This window comes from Streptococcus mitis (genome assembly GCF_000722755.1).
GTDB classification, from domain to species: Bacteria; Bacillota; Bacilli; order Lactobacillales; family Streptococcaceae; genus Streptococcus; species Streptococcus mitis_CM.
The window spans coordinates 627,598-648,790 of the sequence record NZ_JPFY01000013.1 but is presented as its reverse complement, the minus strand read 5'-3'; the positions used below and the strand labels follow the sequence as shown (position 1 = coordinate 648,790).

Below are 21,193 nucleotides of genomic sequence, written 5' to 3'. Positions count from 1 at the left end.
AAAAATAATTCCAATCTAAGTGTTTTTTCCGCCCTTCTCGTTTGTGAGGAGGGCTTAGTTTATGGTAAAATGGTTTTATGAATAAAAGAATGAATGAGTTAGTCGCCTTGCTCAATCGCTATGCGACTGAGTACTATACCAGCGATAATCCGTCGGTTTCAGACAGTGAGTATGATCGACTTTACCGAGAGTTGGTTGAGTTGGAGGCTGCCTATCCAGATCAAGTGTTAGCAGATAGTCCTACCCATCGTGTTGGTGGCAAGATTTTAGATGGTTTTGAAAAATACAGTCATCAGTATCCTCTTTATAGTTTGCAGGATGCTTTTTCACGTGAGGAGCTTGAAGCTTTTGACGCGCGTGTTCGTAAGGAAGTGGCTCATCCAACCTATATTTGTGAGCTGAAAATCGATGGCTTGTCTATCTCGCTGACGTATGAAAAGGGGATTTTGGTTGCTGGGGCAACACGTGGAGATGGTTCTATTGGTGAAAATATAACAGAAAATCTCAAACGTGTTAAGGACATTCCTTTGACCTTGCCAGAAGAACTAGATATCACGGTTCGTGGGGAATGTTATATGCCACGCGCTTCTTTTGACCAGGTTAACCAAGCTCGCCAAGAAAATGGAGAGCCTGAATTTGCTAATCCTCGTAATGCAGCGGCAGGAACACTGCGTCAGCTGGATACAGCAGTAGTTGCCAAGCGTAATCTTGCCACTTTCCTCTATCAAGAAGCCAGCCCTTCAACTCGTGATAGTCAAGAAAAGGTTTTGAAGCACCTAGAACAACTAGGTTTTGTGGTCAATCCTAAGCGAATCTTGGCTGAAAACATAGATGAAATCTGGGATTTTATTCAAGAAGTAGGACAGGAACGGGAAAATCTGCCTTATGATATTGATGGAGTTGTAATCAAGATCAATGACCTAGCAAGCCAAGAAGAACTCGGCTTTACTGTTAAGGCTCCAAAGTGGGCAGTGGCTTACAAGTTCCCAGCTGAAGAAAAAGAAGCACAACTCTTATCAGTTGATTGGACAGTTGGCCGTACGGGTGTTGTGACTCCAACTGCAAATCTGACTCCTGTTCAGCTTGCTGGGACAACTGTTAGCCGTGCGACTCTACACAATGTGGATTATATTGCTGAAAAAGATATCCGCAAAGACGATACGGTTATCGTCTATAAGGCTGGAGATATCATCCCTGCTGTTTTACGTGTGGTAGAGTCAAAACGGGTTTCTGAAGAAAAACTGGATATCCCTACAAACTGTCCAAGTTGTGACTCTGATTTGTTGCACTTTGAAGAGGAAGTGGCCCTTCGTTGTATCAATCCGCGTTGCCCTGCTCAAATCATGGAAGGTTTGATTCACTTTGCTTCTCGTGATGCTATGAATATTACAGGCCTTGGTCCATCTATTGTTGAGAAGCTCTTTGCTGCTAATTTAGTCAAGGATGTGGCGGATATTTATCGTTTGAAAGAAGAAGATTTCCTCCTTTTAGAGGGGGTTAAGGAAAAGTCTGCTTCTAAACTGTATCAAGCTATCCAAGCATCAAAGGAAAATTCTGCCGAGAAGCTCTTATTTGGTTTGGGAATTCGCCATGTCGGAAGCAAGGCCAGTCAGCTCTTACTTCAACATTTTCATTCAATCGAAAATCTGGCGCAGGCAGATCCAGAGGAAGTGGCTAGTATTGAAAGTCTGGGTGGTGTGATTGCCAAGAGTCTTCAGACATATTTTGCGACAGAAGGCTCTGAAATTCTCCTCAGAGAATTGAGAGAAGCTGGGGTCAATCTGGACTATAAAGGTCAGACAGTAGTTGCGGATGCAGCCTTGTCAGGTTTGACAGTGGTATTGACTGGAAAATTAGAACGTCTCAAACGCTCAGAAGCTAAAAGTAAACTCGAAAGCTTGGGAGCTAAAGTAACAGGTAGTGTTTCTAAAAAGACCGACCTCGTCGTTGCAGGTGTAGATGCTGGAAGTAAACTGCAAAAAGCACAAGAACTTGGTATCGAAGTTCGAGATGAAGAATGGCTAGAAAGCTTGTAATAATCGTTTAAAATCAGAGTTTAGATAATATGACTATGTTTTTTAATCGGTACTAAATCGGTCAAGAATTTATTAGTGAAAATAGAAACAAATTTAGAAGTAAAAAGGAAAATAAAAAATGTTTAATTACCCTATGCGCATTCATTACCATCGCAAGAATGGAGAATACGACACTTGTTCTTTTGTAAAAAGTCAGGACCAGCGAATTGATTTGCTGACCTACAAAGAAGATTATTTTGGTGCTTTATTTAGTTTTGAACACCCAAGCGCTCATGCCTTAGAAAGTTTGAATTTTGTGGTTCATACAGGCCAAACCAGTAAAGAATATGCTATCCGATTTAATCACTATCCCCTCTTAACAGAGGTCTGGATTTTGGAAGGGGATGACAGGATTTATTACTCTGAAAATCCTGCTATTGCAAGTCCTTTCTATAAAAATCAAAATCCTTTTGCCTTTGATAAGGCCATTAACAGTGCTAGTTTTGATCATCATTGGGGTTACCAAGGGGAATTGGGGTGCCGTGTAGAGGATAATCAAGCTCATTTTGCTCTTTGGGCTCCAACATCGACAGAAGTGCAGATAGTCGTTTATGAATCAGCTGCTAATGACGCACCTGTTTGGAAAACTTTTGATATGGAGAGAGGAAATAGCTACTCTTATAATCATAAGGACAATACTATTGGTGTCTGGAGTTTGGATGTTGAGGAAGATTTGACTGGTAAGGCTTATCAGTATCAAGTTCAATTCCCTCATCATCAAACCTTGACACGTGACCCGTACACAATTGCGACCAGTCCTGATGGCAAACGTTCAGCTATTCTGAGCCATGCAGAAAAGCAAGTTGAACACTTCGAGGTTAAGCATGGTTCTGATGCTACTTGGCGCTTGGCAAATCCATGTAAGGCAGTTATTTGTGAAATGCACATTCGTGATTTGACCAAATCACCGACCTCAGGTGTAGATGAACATCTTAGAGGAACTTTCTTGGGTGCTGCTCAGACTGGAACGGTTAACCAGTACGGTCAGTCAACTGCTTTTGATCACATCAAGAAGCTGGGATATAATTATGTTCAGTTGCAACCAATTGCAGACCGTCACAAAGAATATGATGCGGATGGGAATGTAACCTACAACTGGGGTTATGACCCACAAAACTATAATGCACCAGAAACGAGCCTTTCAACCAATCCAAATGATCCAGCTCAGGTCATTCGTGATTTGAAGACCATGGTCCAAGCTTACCATGATGCGGGTATTGGTGTCATTATGGATGTAGTCTATAACCATACTTTTTCAGTTGTTGATGCACCTTTCCAAACAACAGTCCCTGATTACTATTATCGTATGAATCCAGACGGCACCTTCCAGAATGGAACGGGTGTTGGAAATGAAACAGCCAGTGAACACGAAATGTTCCGCAAGTATATGATTGATTCTCTTCTATACTGGGTGCAGGAATACAATATTGACGGCTTCCGTTTTGATTTGATGGGGATTCATGATGTCAAGACCATGCAGATGATTCGTCAGAGTTTGGATGAAATCGACCCTAACATTATCCTTTATGGAGAAGGTTGGGATATGGGAACAGGTCTTGCACCTTATGATAAGGCCAAGAAAGACAATGCCTACCAGATGCCAAATATTGGTTTCTTTAATGACAATCAGCGTGATGCTGTCAAAGGTGGAGAAGTTTATGGTGCTATCAAGTCAGGTTTTGTTAGTGGTGCTGCGACAGAGCCAATTCTAGCCAAAGCAATTCTAGGCAGTCGTGAATTAGGTACTTATACACATCCAAACCAAGTGCTTAACTATGTAGAGGCCCATGACAATTACAATCTTCACGATTTGTTGGCAACACTACATCCAGACCAAAGTTCAGAACAAATCATGCGCAAGGTTGAGACAGCCACAGCTATGAACCTACTCATGCAAGGGATGGCCTTTATGGAAATCGGTCAAGAATTTGGTCGTACCAAACTGGTTGCGACTGGTGAAAATGGTGAGCTGACCCATGATGATAGAGAACTTGCTATGAATAGCTATAATGCTCCTGATAGTGTGAATCAAGTCAACTGGGACTTGATTAATGAGCGTCAAGATAGTATTGAGTTTATCCGTCAGATGATTCGATTGAAGACAGAAAGCAGTGCCTTTTCTTACCCAACTTATGATGAGATTTACCATCATGTTTTTGTTCATTCAGCCCATGAACATAGTGGTTGGATTGTTTATGAGGTTCAAGGGGAAGAACATTTACTGGTTGCATTTAATGCTAAAGGGCAAGACTTCCAGTTTGAAAATGCTGGAAATCTAGAACTATTGGTGACCAATAGCCATTTAAGTGATAAAGACATGGTTGGTGGCGTCAGTGCCAGCGTCTTTAAAGTTTTGTAGAATAGATTTACAATTTTATTTTTGTATGATTATATCAGAATATTTTTAAAAAATTAAAGGCTTTTCTATGGATAGTGATGTTTTTTTTGATTATTTTTTGAAATCACTTAGGTTTCATCTTGGTGATAGGTGTAAGGATATTGGATTTATAGAGTTTGTTAAAGATGAAAATAATAGTTTTATTATTATAAAGGATTATATTTTAGAATCATTAGTGGTGTTGTCAAATATTTTGAGTAAGGAGAGGATTGTGTTTTCTTGTGGGGTTATTCATAGTAAGGGGGGAGTTACTGGAGTAGAAGTATGTATGAATGTATTAGAGTTAGAAAGATTAAATAATTTGTATAAGATATAGTTTTGAAGAATATTAAAAAACATAATGGCAACTGTCTATGTAGGATGTGTGCAGTTTATAGTATCAGTGTTTCCTAACGAAGTAAAGTATAGTGCGTTATACTTTACTTGGAAGTGGTGCCGAAAATATGCTAAACTACTAAAAAAACAATAAAATCAGGAGATTCGTTTCCTGATTTATTTTTTTACTTAAAATTATATTTTTGTTAGCTAAATGACGAACTTTATGATAGTATTATAAAAAAACAATTCGTTTTCAAAGCGTTTCTGAAAATTTCTTGATTTACAAGTGAACACATCAGTGAATTTGTTGAAGACTTTCAAAAGATTTTTTTGCAAATTCCGTAATTTACTTGAATCTTCCCTAAAAAGGTAGTATAATAAATCTATAGAAAACGCTTACAGAAATAGGAGGGTGTATGGATAAGAAAAAAGCTTTAAAAACCTTTATGACAGGTGAAAATTTTCACCTCCAGCACTATCTGGGAGCTCATAGGGAAGAAAAAAATGGAGAGTATGGCTATACTTTTCGTGTGTGGGCGCCTAATGCTCAGGTTGTTCACTTGGTAGGGGATTTCACTAATTGGGTTGAAAATCAAATTCTGATGGAACGGAATGAATTTGGAGTCTGGGAAGTCTTTACCAGTCTTGCTCAAGAAGGCCAAATTTATAAGTACCATATCACACGTGCAAATGGTCATCAGCTGATGAAGATTGACCCTTTGGCTGTACGGTATGAGGCACGACCTGGGACTGGTGCTATTTTAACAGATATTCCAGAAAAGAAATGGAAGGATGGTCTCTGGCTAGCCCGTAGAAAACGCTTGAGCTTTGAAGAGCGTCCTGTCAATATTTACGAGGCTCATGCTGGCTCTTGGAAGAGAAATCCTGATGGCAGCCCCTATAGTTTTGCTCAATTGAAAGATGAACTTATTCCTTACTTGGTTGAGATGAACTATACTCACATTGAGTTTATGCCTTTGATGTCTCACCCACTCGGTTTGAGTTGGGGTTATCAGCTTATGGGTTACTTCGCTTTAGAGCATGCCTATGGTCGTCCTGAAGAGTTTCAAGATTTTGTTGAGGCATGTCACTTAAACAATATAGGCGTTATTGTAGACTGGGTACCTGGTCACTTTACTATCAATGATGATGCCTTGGCCTATTATGATGGAACACCGACTTTTGAATACCAAGACCATAATAAGGCTCATAACTATGGTTGGGGAGCACTCAATTTTGACCTTGGAAAGAATGAAGTCCAGTCTTTCTTGATTTCTAGTATTATGTTGTGGATTGACTTTTACCATCTAGATGGTATTCGTGTGGATGCAGTGAGCAACATGCTCTATCTTGACTACGACGATGCTCCATGGACGCCTAATAAAGATGGGGGCAATCTCAACTACGAGGGATATTATTTCTTAAAACGTTTGAATGATGTCATTAAACAAGCTCATCCAGATGTTATGATGATAGCTGAGGAAAGTTCATCAGCTACTCAGATTACTGACACCAAGGATTCAGATGGCCTTGGCTTCGACTACAAATGGAATATGGGTTGGATGAATGATATCCTCCGATTCTACGAAGAAGATCCGATTTATCGTAAATATGACTTTAACCTGGTGACTTTTAGCTTTATGTATGTCTTCAAGGAGAATTATCTCCTACCATTCTCGCACGATGAAGTGGTTCATGGCAAGAAGAGTATGATGCACAAGATGTGGGGAGATCGTTATAATCAATTCGCAGGCTTGCGTAATCTCTACACTTACCAAATTTGTCACCCTGGTAAGAAATTACTCTTCATGGGTAGTGAATATGGGCAATTCCTAGAATGGAAATCTGAAGAACAGTTGGAATGGTCTAATCTAGAAGATCCAATGAATGCTAAGATGAAGTATTTCACTTCTCAGCTAAACCAGTTTTATAAAGACCACCGCTGTCTGTGGGAAATTGATACCAGCTATGATGGTATTGAAATCATCGATGCGGATAATCGAGACCAGAGTGTTCTTTCCTTCATCCGTAAGGGTAAGAAGGATGATATGTTAGTCTGTATCTTTAATATGGCACCTGTTGAACGAAAAGATTTTACAATCGGACTTCCTGTTGCAGGGATTTACGAAGAAGTCTGGAATACTGAGTTAGAAGAGTGGGGAGGCGTTTGGAAAGAACACAATCAAACTGTGCAAACACAAGAAGGACTTTGGAAAGATTATGAGCAGACCTTGACCTTTACCCTACCGGCTATGGGAGCAAGTGTTTGGAAAATCAAACGTCGCTTGAAACCTACTAAAACCGTCACAAGTAAAAACCAAAAAGGAGTAGAAAATGAAGAATGAAATGTTAGCTTTGATTCTTGCTGGTGGGCAAGGAACTCGTCTCGGTAAACTCACTCAAAGCATTGCAAAACCAGCTGTGCAATTTGGTGGGCGCTACCGTATCATTGACTTTGCTCTTTCAAACTGTGCCAACTCAGGCATCAACAATGTTGGAGTCATTACACAGTACCAACCGCTTGCTCTCAACAATCATATCGGGAATGGTTCAAGCTGGGGACTAGATGGTATCAATTCTGGTGTCTCTATTCTTCAACCTTATTCTGCAAGTGAAGGAAATCGTTGGTTTGAGGGGACTAGCCACGCTATTTACCAAAATATCGACTATATCGATAGTGTTAATCCTGAGTATGTCTTGATTCTGTCTGGGGACCACATCTACAAAATGGACTATGATGATATGCTCCAGTCTCACAAGGATAATAATGCTAGTTTGACAGTAGCAGTTCTTGATGTTCCTCTGAAAGAAGCTAGCCGTTTTGGTATCATGAACACAGATGCCAATAACCGCATTGTTGAATTTGAAGAAAAACCAGCTCAACCTAAATCTACCAAAGCTTCTATGGGAATCTATATCTTTGATTGGCAACGTCTGCGTAATATGCTCGTTGCTGCTGAAAAGAGCAATGTCGATATGTCAGACTTTGGTAAGAATGTCATTCCAAATTACCTTGAGTCAGGTGAAAGTGTCTATGCCTATGAATTTAATGGTTACTGGAAAGATGTTGGTACGATTGAATCGCTTTGGGAAGCTAACATGGAATATATTTCACCAGAAAATGCCTTGGATAGCCGTAACCGTCAATGGAAGATTTACTCAAGAAACTTAATTTCACCACCAAACTTCCTTGGGGCAAATGCTCATGTGGAAGATTCCTTGGTCGTCGATGGCTGTTTCGTAGATGGAACTGTTAAACATTCTATCCTCTCAACAGGTGCGCAAGTTCGCGAAGGGGCAGAAGTAGTAGATTCAGTTATCATGAGTGGTGCAATTGTTGGTCAGGGAGCTAAAATCAAACGTGCCATTATTGGTGAAGGTGCAGTTATTTCTGATGGTGTCGAAATTGATGGAACAGAAGAAGTACAGGTTGTAGGATATGATGAAGTAGTGGGGGTAGCAACAGATGAAGATTGATAAATATTCTGCCATTTTAGGAAACACAGTTGGTTTTCATGATATGTCAACACTGACGGACCACCGTCCAGTAGCTAGTTTGCCATTTGGTGGTAAATATCGTTTGATCGACTTCCCGCTCTCAAGTCTTGCTAATGCTGGTGTCCGTAGTATTTTTGGTATTTTCCAACAAGACAATATCAGTTCAGTCTTTGACCATATCCGTTCTGGTCGTGAGTGGGGCTTGTCAACTCTTCTTAGCCACTACTATCTAGGTATTTACAATACCCGTGTGGAAAGTAGTACAGTTGGAAAAGAATACTACCAACAGCTTCTTACTTATTTGAAACGTTCTGGCTCAAACCAAACAGTATCACTTAACTGTGATGTTTTGATTAATATTGATCTGAACCAAGTATTCCACCTACACAGTGCAAATAAGGGGCCTATCACTGTAGTTTATAAAAAACTACCTAAAAAAGATATTTCAGAAGTAAATGCAATCTTGGAAGTGGATGAAACAGACCATGTTCGTTCTCATAAACTCTTTGATAGCAAGTCAACAGATGAAGTTTACAATATGTCCACAGATATCTTTGTCGTCGATACACCGTGGTTAATTGAACGCTTGGAAGAAGAAGCAAAGAAAGAACATCCAGAGAAATTGCGCTATGTTTTACGAGATTTAGCTGCAAAAGAAGGGGCTTTTGCCTACGAGTACACAGGTTATCTAGCAAATATTCATTCTGTAGAGTCTTATTACCAAGCTAATAAAGATATGCTTGAATCCCAAAAATTCTACTCTCTCTTTACTCCAAACCAAAAGATTTATACAAAGGTCAAAAACGAAGAGCCAACTTATTATGCTAATACATCTAAGGTAAGCACTTCTCAGTTTGCCTCTGGTAGTATTATTGAAGGTCAAGTGGCTAATTCTGTTTTATCACGTAATATTCATGTCCATAAGGATAGCTTGATTAAAGATAGCATCTTATTCCCTCGTGTTGTTATTGGAGAAGGTGCTCAGGTAGAATACGCTATCTTGGACAAGGGTGTTGAAGTTGCGGATGGAGTTGTGATCCGTGGAACTGCAGAACATCCAGTCGTCGTTAAGAAAGGTAGCAAAGTAACAGAGGATATTCATTCATGAAAATTTTATTTGTAGCAGCTGAGGGTGCACCCTTTTCAAAAACAGGTGGTTTGGGAGACGTCATTGGCGCTCTTCCTAAATCACTGGTAAAAGCTGGGCATGAAGTTGCAGTAATTTTACCCTACTATGACATGGTAGAGGCTAAATTTGGAAATCAGATTGAAGATGTTCTTCATTTTGAGGTGAGTGTTGGTTGGCGCAGACAGTATTGTGGAATTAAGAAAACAGTATTAAATGGTGTAACCTTCTACTTTATTGACAATCAATATTATTTCTTCCGTGGTCATGTTTACGGTGATTTTGATGACGGAGAACGCTTTGCCTTTTTCCAACTGGCTGCCATTGAGGCTATGGAAAGGATTGACTTTATTCCTGATCTTCTCCATGTTCATGACTACCATACAGCTATGATTCCTTTCTTGTTGAAGGAAAAATACCGTTGGACTCAAGCCTATCAAGGAATAAAAACTGTTTTAACTATTCATAATTTAGAATTCCAAGGACAATTTTCAGAAGGAATGTTGGGTGATTTGTTTGGAGTTGGCTTTGAACGATACGCTGATGGCACCCTTCGCTGGAATAACTGTCTGAACTGGATGAAGGCAGGTATTCTCTATGCGGATCGTGTGTCAACTGTTTCACCTAGTTATGCTCATGAAATTATGACCAGTCAATTCGGATGTAACTTGGATCAAATTCTTCGAATGGAGTCTGGTAAGGTATCTGGGATCGTGAATGGGATTGATGCTGACCTTTATAATCCTCAGACGGATGCCCTATTAGACTATCATTTTAATCAGGAAGATTTGTCTGGTAAAGCCCAGAATAAGGCAAAATTGCAAGAGAGAGTAGGCTTGCCAGTTAGAGCTGACGTTCCTCTGGTGGGAATTGTTTCTCGTTTGACACGTCAAAAAGGTTTTGATGTAGTGGTGGAAAGTCTGCACCATATCTTGCAAAATGATGTTCAGATTGTTCTTTTGGGAACTGGAGACCCAGCATTTGAAGGAGCTTTCTCATGGTTTGCTCAGATTTACCCAGACAAGCTATCAGCAAATATCACTTTTGATGTCAAACTTGCTCAAGAAATCTACGCTGCTTGCGACCTCTTCCTCATGCCGAGTCGTTTTGAACCGTGTGGCTTGTCTCAAATGATGGCTATGCGTTACGGAACCTTGCCATTGGTCCATGAAGTTGGAGGCTTGCGAGATACAGTTCGCGCTTTCAATCCAATCGAAGGAAGCGGTACTGGCTTTAGCTTTGACAATCTATCTCCTTACTGGTTAAATTGGACTTTCCAAACAGCTTTGGACTTGTATAGAAACCATCCTGATGTTTGGAGAAATCTACAAAAACAAGCTATGGAGTGTGATTTCTCATGGGATACAGCCTGCAGGTCATACCTTGACTTGTACCATAGTTTAGTTAATTAATAGATAAAATCGTATGATGACTTCATACGATTTTTGGGCTGTTTAGAGAGGAGAACTGATGTCTCAAGTAAAAGGCTTGTGTGTTATGGATGTTGATGGAACCTTAATCCTAGAAGAAGTGATTGATCTTTTGGGAAGAGAGGCAGGTCGTGAGGAGGAAATTTCGCTGATTACAAGTCGGGCAATGCGAGGAGAGTTAGACTTTGAAAGCAGTTTAAGAAAAAGAGTGTCCTTGCTGGAAGGTCTTCCTGTTTCGATTTTTGATAAAGTCTTCAACACTATTCAACTAACGCCAAATGCCCAAGAATTCATTTCCATTCTCCAAAAGAATGGCATTCTAGTTGGTTTACTGTCTGGTGGCTTTACACCAATAGTTGAGAGACTAGCAAGATCTTTAGGAATTGCCTATTTCTCTGCCAACCAACTTGAAGTCAAAGACGGTCTTTTAACTGGAAAATTGATTGGACAAATTATCAGTCCCCAGGTAAAAAAAGAGACTCTGGAAAAATGGAGAGAGAAACTGAAACTTCCTAAAGAAAGAACGATTGCAATCGGTGATGGGGCCAATGATCTATTAATGTTGATGTCAGCAGGACTAGGAATCGCCTTTTGTGCCAAAGAAGTGCTCAAAAAAGAAATACCGAATCATGTTGATAAGAGGGATTTTTTAGAAGTTCTTCCTTTGATTGACTGGTTAGAATGAGGTAAAATATGAAGATTGTAATTGCACCAGATTCATTTAAGGAAAGCTTGACAGCTCAACAGGTAGCTGAAGCAATAAAAAGAGGCTTCCAATAATCGATACCAGATGTAGAATGTCTCCTCTGCCCTGTTGGTGATGGGGGAGAAGGTACAGTAGATTCCATTCGACATTCTCTTGACCTTGAAGAAAAATGGATCAAAGTGACAGGACCTTTTGGACAAAAAGAAGCCATGCGCTATTTTCAAAAAGATCAACTGGCACTATTTGAAGTTGCCGACTTGGTTGGCCTTGGAAAGATTTCGCTAGAGAAACGAGATCCACTTCAAATCCAAACTTGTGGTATTGGAGAATTGATTCGTCATCTCATTGTTAAAGGGATTAAAGATATCTATATCGGAGTTGGTGGTACGGCCAGTAATGACGGAGGACTTGGGATCGCTGCTGATTTAGGTTATCGATTTTATGATAGGGATGGAAATGTCTTGCCTGCATGCGGTCAATCCTTACTAAAATTAGCTTCTGTTTCAATAGAAAATCGCTATGAAATTCCAGAAGATGTTCAAATTCGTATTTTAGCAGATGTCGTGAGTCCCTTATGTGGATATCAAGGTGCGACTTACACTTTTGGAAAACAAAAAGGTTTACAACCTACTATGTTTGAGGCCGTAGATCAGGCAATCCAAGATTTTTATGAAAAATTCTCACCTTCAACATTAGAAATTAAAGGAGCAGGGGCTGGTGGAGGCCTTGCTGGTGGTTTGTGTGCCTTTGCTCAGGCAAGTATCGTGTCTGGAATTGATACCTGCCTAGACTTGATTGACTTTGATAAGAAAGTTGCAGATGCTGACTTGGTTATTGTTGGAGAAGGAAGGCTAGATCGTCAAAGTTTAGTAGGTAAAGCGCCTATTGGTGTTGCAAAAAGAACCCCTGTCGGAGTTCCTGTCATTGCTATTTGTGGTAGTCTTGCTGAGGATTTACCTTCCCTACCATTTGAGAATATCCAAGCGGCTTTTTCAATTTTGGAGAAAAGTGAACCTTTAGAAGATAGTTTTAAAAATGCCAGTCTCTATTTGGAGCACACGGCTGCCAATATAGGGCATTTATTAAATATGCACAAGATTTAGCCAAACCATTTCTTCCAGATGGATGTTTTGGCTGGTTCTTCCTTTTTATCTTCCCAAAGTTTTGCAAAAGCAAGTCGAAGGTCCTTTTCTTCTACTTGTACTGGTGCATTGCTATGAATAATCAGGCCAAAAGGAGAAGAAGTATGCTCATCAGATACAATGGTAGCTTGACTATCAGTTTCTTTAGCTTCTTTTAAGTAGAAAACTTGTTTGTCAAATTCGATATTTGGTGAAATCTTCACAAATAGTGGCTCTGCTTTTTCCTGAAGGTTTTCTAAAATAGATAAAAAACCTTTTTCTAACTGAGGGCTATTTGCTGTGTCAATATCTGCATATCCAAGAACTCTTTCCTCAAAAGTGCCAAGATAGCGTCTTTGCTCATCCGGATTTAATTTTGGCCCACCATGAGCTTTTTCAAGTAATTGTTTTGATAAATCTGTCATGAAAACAGTATATCATAAAAGTTAGAATAAAACAGACAAAAGAAAGCGATTACTTTATAAAGTTAAGGAAAATTTGCACAAAGATAACGTTTTTTCTTGAAAAAGGAGGGGTTTTAAGGTATTATAGAGGTGTAAAAAATTTAACTCATAAGGAGAGTAAAAAATGTCAATTATTACTGATGTTTACGCTCGCGAAGTCCTAGACTCACGCGGTAACCCAACACTTGAAGTAGAAGTTTACACTGAATCAGGTGCTTTCGGACGTGGTATGGTTCCATCAGGAGCTTCTACTGGTGAACACGAAGCAGTTGAACTTCGCGACGGTGACAAATCTCGTTACGGTGGTCTTGGTACACAAAAAGCTGTTGACAACGTAAACAACATCATTGCTGAAGCTATCATCGGCTACGATGTACGTGACCAACAAGCTATCGACCGTGCTATGATCGCACTTGACGGTACTCCTAACAAAGGTAAATTAGGTGCTAACGCAATCCTTGGTGTGTCTATCGCTGTAGCTCGTGCTGCTGCTGACTACCTTGAAATCCCACTTTACAGCTACCTTGGTGGATTCAACACTAAAGTTCTTCCAACTCCAATGATGAACATCATCAACGGTGGTTCTCACTCTGACGCTCCAATTGCTTTCCAAGAGTTCATGATCTTGCCAGTTGGTGCACCAACATTTAAAGAAGCTCTTCGTTACGGTGCTGAAATCTTCCACGCTCTTAAGAAAATCCTTAAATCACGTGGTTTGGAAACTGCCGTAGGTGACGAAGGTGGATTCGCTCCTCGTTTCGAAGGAACTGAAGACGGTGTTGAAACTATCCTTGCTGCGATTGAAGCTGCTGGATACGTTCCGGGTAAAGACGTATTTATCGGATTTGACTGTGCTTCATCAGAATTCTACGATAAAGAACATAAAGTTTACGACTACACTAAATTTGAAGGTGAAGGCGCTGCTGTTCGTACATCTGCAGAACAAATCGACTACCTTGAAGAATTGGTTAACAAATACCCAATCATCACTATCGAAGATGGTATGGATGAAAACGACTGGGATGGTTGGAAAGCTCTTACTGAACGTCTTGGTAAGAAAGTACAACTTGTTGGTGACGACTTCTTCGTAACAAACACTGACTACCTTGCACGTGGTATCCAAGAAGGTGCTGCTAACTCAATCCTTATCAAAGTTAACCAAATCGGTACTCTTACTGAAACTTTTGAAGCTATCGAAATGGCTAAAGAAGCTGGTTACACTGCCGTTGTATCACACCGTTCAGGTGAAACTGAAGATTCAACAATCGCTGACATCGCAGTTGCAACTAACGCAGGACAAATCAAGACTGGTTCACTTTCACGTACAGACCGTATCGCTAAATACAACCAATTGCTTCGCATCGAAGACCAACTTGGTGAAGTAGCAGAATACCGTGGATTGAAATCATTCTACAACCTTAAAAAATAAAATAGTTCAGTGAACTATTTTATCCCGAACCTTGAAATTCAAAAGTTCGGCCGTTGATTTAATAACGTTTCTAGCCCCTCGGATTTTATCCGAAGGGCTATTTTTGTATTTAGGGGGCAAAAAAGGGGCAGTATTTATGGTATAATAGACAAAAATACGTGAATTAGAAAGAAATCATGTCTAAAGAAATTGATATTGAGTACTACCACCAGCTAGCCTTACAAAAGCAGAAGGAGCATCGAAAAGTTTTAGCCAATTTAAAGAAAAAACCTCCTAAAAATCTAGACAAGATAGCCCAGCAGATTCACCAAGAAGTTTTTGAGGAGATTGATTGCACTGCCTGTGCCAACTGTTGCAAGACATTGGGACCCGACTTCAAGGAAGCAGACATCACTCGTATTGCTAAGTACTTTAAGATGAAATTACCTGCTTTTGAAGCGGAGTTTCTGCAGGTAGATGAAGATGGTGATAAGGTTTTTAAATCCATGCCTTGTCCCTTTTTAGGAGGAGATAATCTCTGTTCCATCTATGACGTTCGTCCAAAGGCCTGTCGTGAATTTCCTCATACAGACAGGAAAAAGATCCATCAAATCAACCATTTGACGATTAAGAATACTTTGACCTGTCCAGCAGCCTATCTCTTTGTTGAGAAATTAAAGGATAAGTTATAGAGATTTAAAGGATAAAAAATCTCTAATAATAACTAGAGATATGAAGGGAGAACTCTATGCCAAGACCTAAAACAAAAGAGGAGCTAGTACTGGCCTCTAAGGAAAACTATGAAAAGCTTAATCGTTTCATCTCCCAACTAAGTGAAGATGAGCTACAGACTCCATTTGATTTATCAAGAGACCCAAAGAAAAAAGAAGCTCACTGGAAAAGGGATATGAATCTAAGAGATGTCCTGATTCATCTTTATGAATGGCAGCAGTTACTTTTGACTTGGGTACATTCTAATCAAGAAGGTCTCGAAAGACTTTTTCTCCCTGAACCTTATAATTGGAAAACTTATGGAGAAATGAATGTCGCTTTTTGGAAGAAGCACCAGAAAACCTCCTTAGAAGAAGCGACTAGACTCCTAGAACAATCACATAGGAAGGTTTTAGAGTTGATAGAAGTTTTTAGCAATGACGAACTCTTTACCAAAGGTGTCTATAAGTGGACAGGTGGGACAAGTCTAGGTTCCTACTTTGTCAGTAGCACCTCCAGTCACTATGATTGGGCTCTGAAAAAACTCAAATCACATCAGAAGAATTGTAAGCCTCGCTAGTTAAAGTGGGTATGGATTTTAGAAAAGGTTCTTCTAAGCTTCGAATAGCTTAGTTATCTTCATTTTTGAGTTCTTCTAGCTTTAGAATCCTTCAAAAACTAAAATTTAAGGTAATCAATGGCTTAGAAGAGTGCCAAAACATTTATTTTAATGTAATTCTAAGTTTAGAATTGCATTGATATTGAAGCAGAATGAACTATTCGATTCTTAGAATGCCTTAATTCTGAGAAATGTTGATGATAAACTGGTTCGAATGGTTTTTTCTGATTTAGGATGATAGATTGATGGGTGTGATGATGAAAATACAAAAAGAGAAAGTTAGAAAAGAGTTGGTATCCCTCTGTTTGGGGGAGCTTACAGCAGTCCTAGCCTTTTGCTTTTGTTTCTTTCTTTTAAAAAATCGACTTGTTGATTGGAAGAGTGTTGCTGATTTTAAGGAATTTAGCTCAATACAAATATAGAACACATCTCAGGATGTTATATTGATCGAGGTATAAGTATATTTTTTTTAAAAACTGATCTCTGGGCTTGTGGTATAATCGAATTATAAAAAATTATTTCTGCTATTTTTGTAATGATTTATAAATATAAGATTAAGAAAGCTAGAGGTGTTTAGTGGTAAAAAATTTTTTCCTAGGTGTAAATTATCGTAGAATAATTAGCTATACATTGGTTGCATATACAATCATTTGTTGGTTGTTTAAAATTAATATATTACAACCGTATTCTGGACATAAGATGATTATTGCTGTAGTGACAATATTGTCCTTTTACTTTTTAAGAAATAAAAAGAAGGATGAATTTCTATTTGTAACTATATTATATGTACTGCTCCAGCCCGCGTTGGATTATCTAATTACTATAGCCAATATCGACTTAAATGTATTACTAATGGCTAGTGCAATATTGATTTCTGGGAGTTGGCGGATAGACTCTATCAATAAAATTAATACAGCAGCAGATAATTCTCAGTCAAACATAGACTATTTCAACTTAGTATATCTCAATTCGGCTAAGTCTTATGAAATTGCTACCTTAATTGATGATACTGTCAAGACAACTATTCAGAAGGAAAATAGCAGTACAACAAGTCACAAAAACTTTTTTGAAATTGGAACGAGAAATGGTTTGTATTCAGGATATGGAAATAGCAACGAATTAACTACGGAAAGTAAAATTAGTGAAAGTTTCGAAGTTAAAAGCACTAAATCTACGATTTTTAGAAAAGTCTATGAAATGTCCAAAAATTTTCAAGCTGAGAACATAGAGCAAGGAGATTTAATAAAATTTGACAGTGTAACTCTTAATCCCGTAAATGCACAAGATATTCCACTTATATTGCAAGTGTTACAGGCTAGCAAGTTGGACAATCCCAGTACGGAGGGAATTGAGTTAAATATGTCAAACCTACTTTCTACTTTCTTGACTGACTACACGATTGATTATAGTTTCAAACAAGGTAATGAAAAATTCTTGATTCGTTTCCCCTATGGAGAAGTTGAAGGTTTTGAGAATGGGTATAGACATAGTGATTTTCAACTTGGAAAACTTAACTTAGTCGGAATAGATAGAGGTAAGATTAATTTTTCTGAAGTTGATACCATGTCAACAAAATTTTTAGAGTTTATGAGTAAGCAAACCAAGAAAAATAACGTGACGAACAATGTAAAAGATATTATCCCAAAATCCTCATCATCTGAAAAGAGCGATGAATCTGGGTCGGAATTCGAAATAGATTTCAACTATGAAAAGTTAAATGGAACATATCATTTGATAGATGTGATTGCTGTTGTTCAAAAAATCAATGTGGAGAGTGAGTCGTGATTTATTTATATGATGTTACAAGAATAGATGATTTAAAAGAACATTTCTTGGAAAGTAAAAGGATTGATATCACTCGTATTCTATCTTACGATTTCACTAATTTGAGTGAAATAGAAGATATATGCGAGGAGATTGATGCTGTAGATGGATTGGTCATAGATTTATCAGCCTTGATGAATTTAAACGCCTACAATAGTCAGTATATAGGTCGAGTTTTCTTTTCGCTAAGTAGAGTGTCTAACTCCTTTATTTTTTGGCTAAATAAGTTAAAATACGAAAGTGTACTGAAAGAGTTGCCACTTCTATTTGAAGATGAAGAGATAAACAAAAATTTTGCTAATCCAGAAGTTCAAAATTTTAATTCTGACGACGAAACGAAAGATAGTAGTGATACTGAGTTTAGCAATAAAATACAGGAGGTTGCTAGCAACCTAATTGGTCATGATTTATTTAAGGAAGATTTTATACAGAAGTATGAAAACTTTATACTTCTCGAAAGAATAGGAGTCCGGAAGATTTTTTCCGTGTTTCTGATTGGTGAATCTGGAATAGGTAAAACAGAATTTGCTAAGATTTTATCAAAGTCACTCTATCCAGATGAAGAGCTTACCAAAATTAATTTTGGAAATTACTCGACAGAAGGGGTGTTGAATAGTTTAATAGGTTCTCCGCTCGGATACGTTGGAAGCGATGAGGGTGGCGAACTGATTAGAAAAATTAATTCATCCAAATCTAAAATTATTTTGATTGATGAATTTGAAAAGGCGACACCAGCCGTGTTTAATTTTTTTTATGAACTACTAGAAGACGGTAAATTTACAGATAGGCGTGGCATCGCTCATAATCTAAATGGTTATACTATTGTCTTTACTTCCAATATGACTTCTCAGCACTATCTGCAATATATTCCAGCTTCCCTAAGGTCTCGGTTTGATTTACTTAGCGATTTTCAGATTCCTAACTTGGATGAAAAACGCTTATTCATCCAAGAACAAGCAGATAGTCTGGTGGATAAGTTAAATTCTATCAAAAATACTACCTATGAAATTAGCGACGAATTAATGAAAAAAATTCTGAGTTTTTCAGAAGAAAATAATCTTCGTCATATAAAACGCCTTGTTCAAGATGCAATTGCGGAAGATTTCAGAAAAAAATATTGATAAAATTGATATCCTACCTTTCTAGATGAATTAAAATAACAATCACGGTAGAAACCGCAATTGTTTGCGTTTGTTTATAAATTTGCGTTAATTTGTACTGCTGTCTAGGCTGTTAGGGTATAATTAATCTATCAAATTTTTTGAATAACTACTTGGAGTGAGATAGATATGCAAATAAACTACAATAGAAAACAGAAATCAGATATTGTTATTTCTAAACCGTCAGCCAGTGAAGTAGAAAAATACTTGAAAACGTGGAAAAATCTTAAAAATTATAAGTTGCAAGAAGATGCTTTAGATAAATTATTTTTTGAGCTGTTACCAAGTAACGAAGAAATTTCTGACATCTTATTAAAGGTTGCTACGTTGAATGATTTTTATAGTACAAATATTTTTTCAGTTTATCCAGTTGCAGAGCATATTCTGAGTCTTAAAATTGACGAGAGATTGAGACAAGGTGATGTAACTTTAGTCAATGAAATTCAGAATGTCACTATCAATGGAGTAACTAGAAAGTTCTATTCTTTTTCTACCAAATACTGTTCCCATCATAATCCTAAAGAATACCCTATTTATGATAGCTATGTAGAAAAGGTATTGAAATACTTTAGAAAAACAGATAAATTTTCTAAATTTAAGAATGCAGATCTAAAAGATTATCAAAAATTTAAAAATATAATTATTGCTTTTAGAGAATACTACGGATTAGACGAATTTAATCTTAAAGAGATTGATCAGTATTTATGGCAGTTGGGAAAAGAATATTTCCCAAATAAATATTAGCGACTTTTTCTCACTCAGAAAGGAAAACACCAAATTGTCCTACAAATTTCTACTTTTCGACCTTGACCACACTCTTCTTGATTTTGATGCTGCTGAGGATGTGGCTTTGACGCAACTTCTAAAAGAAGAAGGAGTTGAGGATATTCAAGCCTATAAAGACTATTACGTTCCCATGAACAAGGCTCTCTGGAAGGACTTGGAGCAAAAGAAAATTAGTAAACAAGAGCTGGTTAACACGCGCTTTTCTCGTTTATTTGGTCATTTTGGACAGGAAAAAGACGGTAGTTTTCTAGCCCAACGTTACCAGTTTTACCTATCCCAACAGGGGCAAGCTTTTTCAGGTGCTCATGAACTTTTAGATAGCCTCATCGAGCGTGATTATGACTTATATGCTGCGACAAATGGGATTACTGCCATTCAGACAGGACGTTTGGCTCAATCGGGTCTGGCACCATATTTCAATCAAGTCTATATCTCTGAACAGTTGCAAACACAAAAGCCTGATGCTCTCTTTTATGAAAAAATCGGTCAACAGATTGCTGGATTTAGTAAAGAAAAGACGCTGATGATTGGAGATTCTCTAACCGCAGACATCCAAGGTGGCAATAATGCTGGGATTGACACTATCTGGTACAACCCTCATCACCTCGAAAATCACACACAAGTCCAGCCGACTTACAAAGTCCATTCTTACCAAGACTTGTTGGATTGCTTGGAACTACTTTAAACATGTCAAAATAAAGTGTAGAGTGGTATTGAAATTATGGAAATTTAGATTACAAGGCTTTTTTTGAAAACGCTTTATATATATTTGACAGATTTTATTTATTCAGTTATAATTGTATATAGATAAAAATATAAACAGAAAGAAGGAGATTGTCATGTGCAGTTGAGTTATTTATGAATATTAATTCCAATAGTTGTGGTTTATTTAGGAGAAAGAATATGAGTAAATTAACTAAAAAATTAAGTATTGGTGTCATTTTTTTGTCATTATGTGGTTTTAACGAATATGTATATGCTATGGAGGAATCTATAGATAAAAATGAAATGAGAGTTTGGGAAAAATCTGTTTTAGAAGATATAAATTCTGAAACTCCCATAGGTGACTGGAAAACAATGGATAGAGCTGCACATGGAGGATGGACCTGGAGAGATGGTGTTATTTGCATAAGTGATTCATATGCGATAACTCCTCTTTTTAATAATGGGCATGCTGGAATTGTAGCAGCTGACCCTTACTATTATGCAACGATTGAATCTAATCCAGGCACAGGGGTTCAAGTTGTATATGGGAATTGGACAAATCGTTTTAGCGGTAGTACTGTTTATCAAATAGGTGTTAAAAAAACAAGTATTCAAGATGATCAAAATGTTGCATATTGGGCTGCTAGACAAATCGGAAAACCTTACAACCATGAATTTTTCAATATTAATACTAGAAATAAATTTTATTGTTCTCAGTTAGTTTGGGCAGGATATAAAGATGTAACAGGAGTAGATATTGGTACTTGGGATTGGGGTTATGCTATCCATCCGTTTGAGCTACTTAAATCGAGTGAAACAGTATTGATATATAGGAATAAATGAG

The 21,193-nt window shown here is 38.0% G+C and carries 17 protein-coding genes and 1 pseudogene; 17 read left to right on the top strand and 1 reads right to left on the bottom strand.

From position 1 onward, the window contains the following. Window positions 1-77: 77 nt before the first annotated feature. The 9 genes and pseudogenes from ligA to SK578_RS06335 all read left to right on the top strand — a co-directional run bounded on the left by ligA (window position 78) and on the right by SK578_RS06335 (window position 12,654). Window positions 78-2,036, top strand: a complete 1,959-nt coding sequence (ligA, locus tag SK578_RS06375) for an NAD-dependent DNA ligase LigA (RefSeq protein ID WP_042751225.1) — start codon at window positions 78-80, stop codon at window positions 2,034-2,036. 118 nt (window positions 2,037-2,154) lie between these two features. Next, a complete protein-coding gene (gene pulA / locus SK578_RS06370) occupies window positions 2,155-4,434 on the top strand; it encodes a type I pullulanase (protein WP_042751224.1) in 2,280 nt (759 codons plus the stop codon). A gap of 67 nt (window positions 4,435-4,501) precedes the next feature. Next, complete coding sequence (locus SK578_RS06365; protein ID WP_200872076.1) at window positions 4,502-4,789, top strand: hypothetical protein; 288 nt, start codon at window positions 4,502-4,504, stop codon at window positions 4,787-4,789. A 418-nt stretch (window positions 4,790-5,207) separates the two neighbouring features. Next, entirely contained in the window at window positions 5,208-7,136 is a 1,929-nt protein-coding gene (gene glgB, locus SK578_RS06360; protein ID WP_042751221.1) for a 1,4-alpha-glucan branching protein GlgB, read from the top strand. Further along, window positions 7,126-8,268 (top strand): glucose-1-phosphate adenylyltransferase, encoded by a 1,143-nt coding sequence (locus SK578_RS06355; RefSeq protein ID WP_020902830.1) that lies wholly within the window; start codon window positions 7,126-7,128, stop codon window positions 8,266-8,268. The genes glgB and SK578_RS06355 overlap by 11 nt, the downstream gene beginning before the upstream one ends. Beyond that, window positions 8,258-9,397 (top strand): glucose-1-phosphate adenylyltransferase subunit GlgD, encoded by a 1,140-nt coding sequence (glgD, locus tag SK578_RS06350; RefSeq protein WP_042751220.1) that lies wholly within the window; start codon window positions 8,258-8,260, stop codon window positions 9,395-9,397. The genes SK578_RS06355 and glgD overlap by 11 nt, the downstream gene beginning before the upstream one ends. Beyond that, on the top strand, window positions 9,394-10,827 hold the full coding sequence (glgA, locus tag SK578_RS06345) for a glycogen synthase GlgA (RefSeq protein ID WP_042751219.1): 1,434 nt from the start codon (window positions 9,394-9,396) through the stop codon (window positions 10,825-10,827). The genes glgD and glgA overlap by 4 nt, the downstream gene beginning before the upstream one ends. 58 nt (window positions 10,828-10,885) lie before the next feature. Further along, window positions 10,886-11,530, top strand: coding sequence for a phosphoserine phosphatase SerB (serB, locus tag SK578_RS06340; RefSeq protein WP_042751218.1), 645 nt, complete (start codon window positions 10,886-10,888; stop codon window positions 11,528-11,530). An 8-nt stretch (window positions 11,531-11,538) separates the two neighbouring features. Then, a pseudogene (locus SK578_RS06335) lies at window positions 11,539-12,654 on the top strand (glycerate kinase). Here the strand turns inward: SK578_RS06335 and SK578_RS06330 are convergent. After that, entirely contained in the window at window positions 12,651-13,097 is a 447-nt protein-coding gene (locus SK578_RS06330; protein ID WP_042751216.1) for a YueI family protein, read from the bottom strand. The pseudogene SK578_RS06335 and the gene SK578_RS06330 overlap by 4 nt on opposite strands. Before the next feature lie 163 nt (window positions 13,098-13,260). On the opposite strand from SK578_RS06330, the gene eno reads away from it, so the two are divergent. From eno to SK578_RS06290, 8 genes are all read left to right on the top strand, one after another. Continuing rightward, window positions 13,261-14,565: a surface-displayed alpha-enolase gene (eno, locus tag SK578_RS06325; RefSeq protein WP_042751215.1), complete on the top strand. Its 1,305-nt coding sequence runs from the start codon at window positions 13,261-13,263 to the stop codon at window positions 14,563-14,565. Window positions 14,566-14,741: 176 nt separating this feature from the next. After that, a complete protein-coding gene (locus tag SK578_RS06320) occupies window positions 14,742-15,236 on the top strand; it encodes a YkgJ family cysteine cluster protein (RefSeq protein WP_000031481.1) in 495 nt (164 codons plus the stop codon). A gap of 56 nt (window positions 15,237-15,292) precedes the next feature. Beyond that, window positions 15,293-15,835 (top strand): ClbS/DfsB family four-helix bundle protein, encoded by a 543-nt coding sequence (locus tag SK578_RS06315; protein WP_042751214.1) that lies wholly within the window; start codon window positions 15,293-15,295, stop codon window positions 15,833-15,835. 615 nt (window positions 15,836-16,450) lie between these two features. Next, complete coding sequence (locus SK578_RS06310; protein ID WP_042751213.1) at window positions 16,451-17,659, top strand: hypothetical protein; 1,209 nt, start codon at window positions 16,451-16,453, stop codon at window positions 17,657-17,659. Further along, the gene (locus SK578_RS06305) at window positions 17,656-18,819 is read left to right on the top strand and encodes an AAA family ATPase (RefSeq protein WP_020901387.1); all 1,164 of its coding nucleotides are present in this window, start codon (window positions 17,656-17,658) and stop codon (window positions 18,817-18,819) included. Before SK578_RS06310 ends, SK578_RS06305 begins: the two co-directional genes overlap by 4 nt. A 168-nt stretch (window positions 18,820-18,987) precedes the next feature. After that, on the top strand, window positions 18,988-19,602 hold the full coding sequence (locus tag SK578_RS06300; protein WP_020901386.1) for a hypothetical protein: 615 nt from the start codon (window positions 18,988-18,990) through the stop codon (window positions 19,600-19,602). A 34-nt stretch (window positions 19,603-19,636) separates the two neighbouring features. Beyond that, window positions 19,637-20,329 (top strand): pyrimidine 5'-nucleotidase PynA, encoded by a 693-nt coding sequence (gene pynA, locus SK578_RS06295; RefSeq protein ID WP_042751212.1) that lies wholly within the window; start codon window positions 19,637-19,639, stop codon window positions 20,327-20,329. Between the two features lie 218 nt (window positions 20,330-20,547). Next, window positions 20,548-21,192 (top strand): YiiX/YebB-like N1pC/P60 family cysteine hydrolase, encoded by a 645-nt coding sequence (locus tag SK578_RS06290; protein ID WP_042751211.1) that lies wholly within the window; start codon window positions 20,548-20,550, stop codon window positions 21,190-21,192. The last annotated feature ends 1 nt before the right edge of the window (window position 21,193 follow it).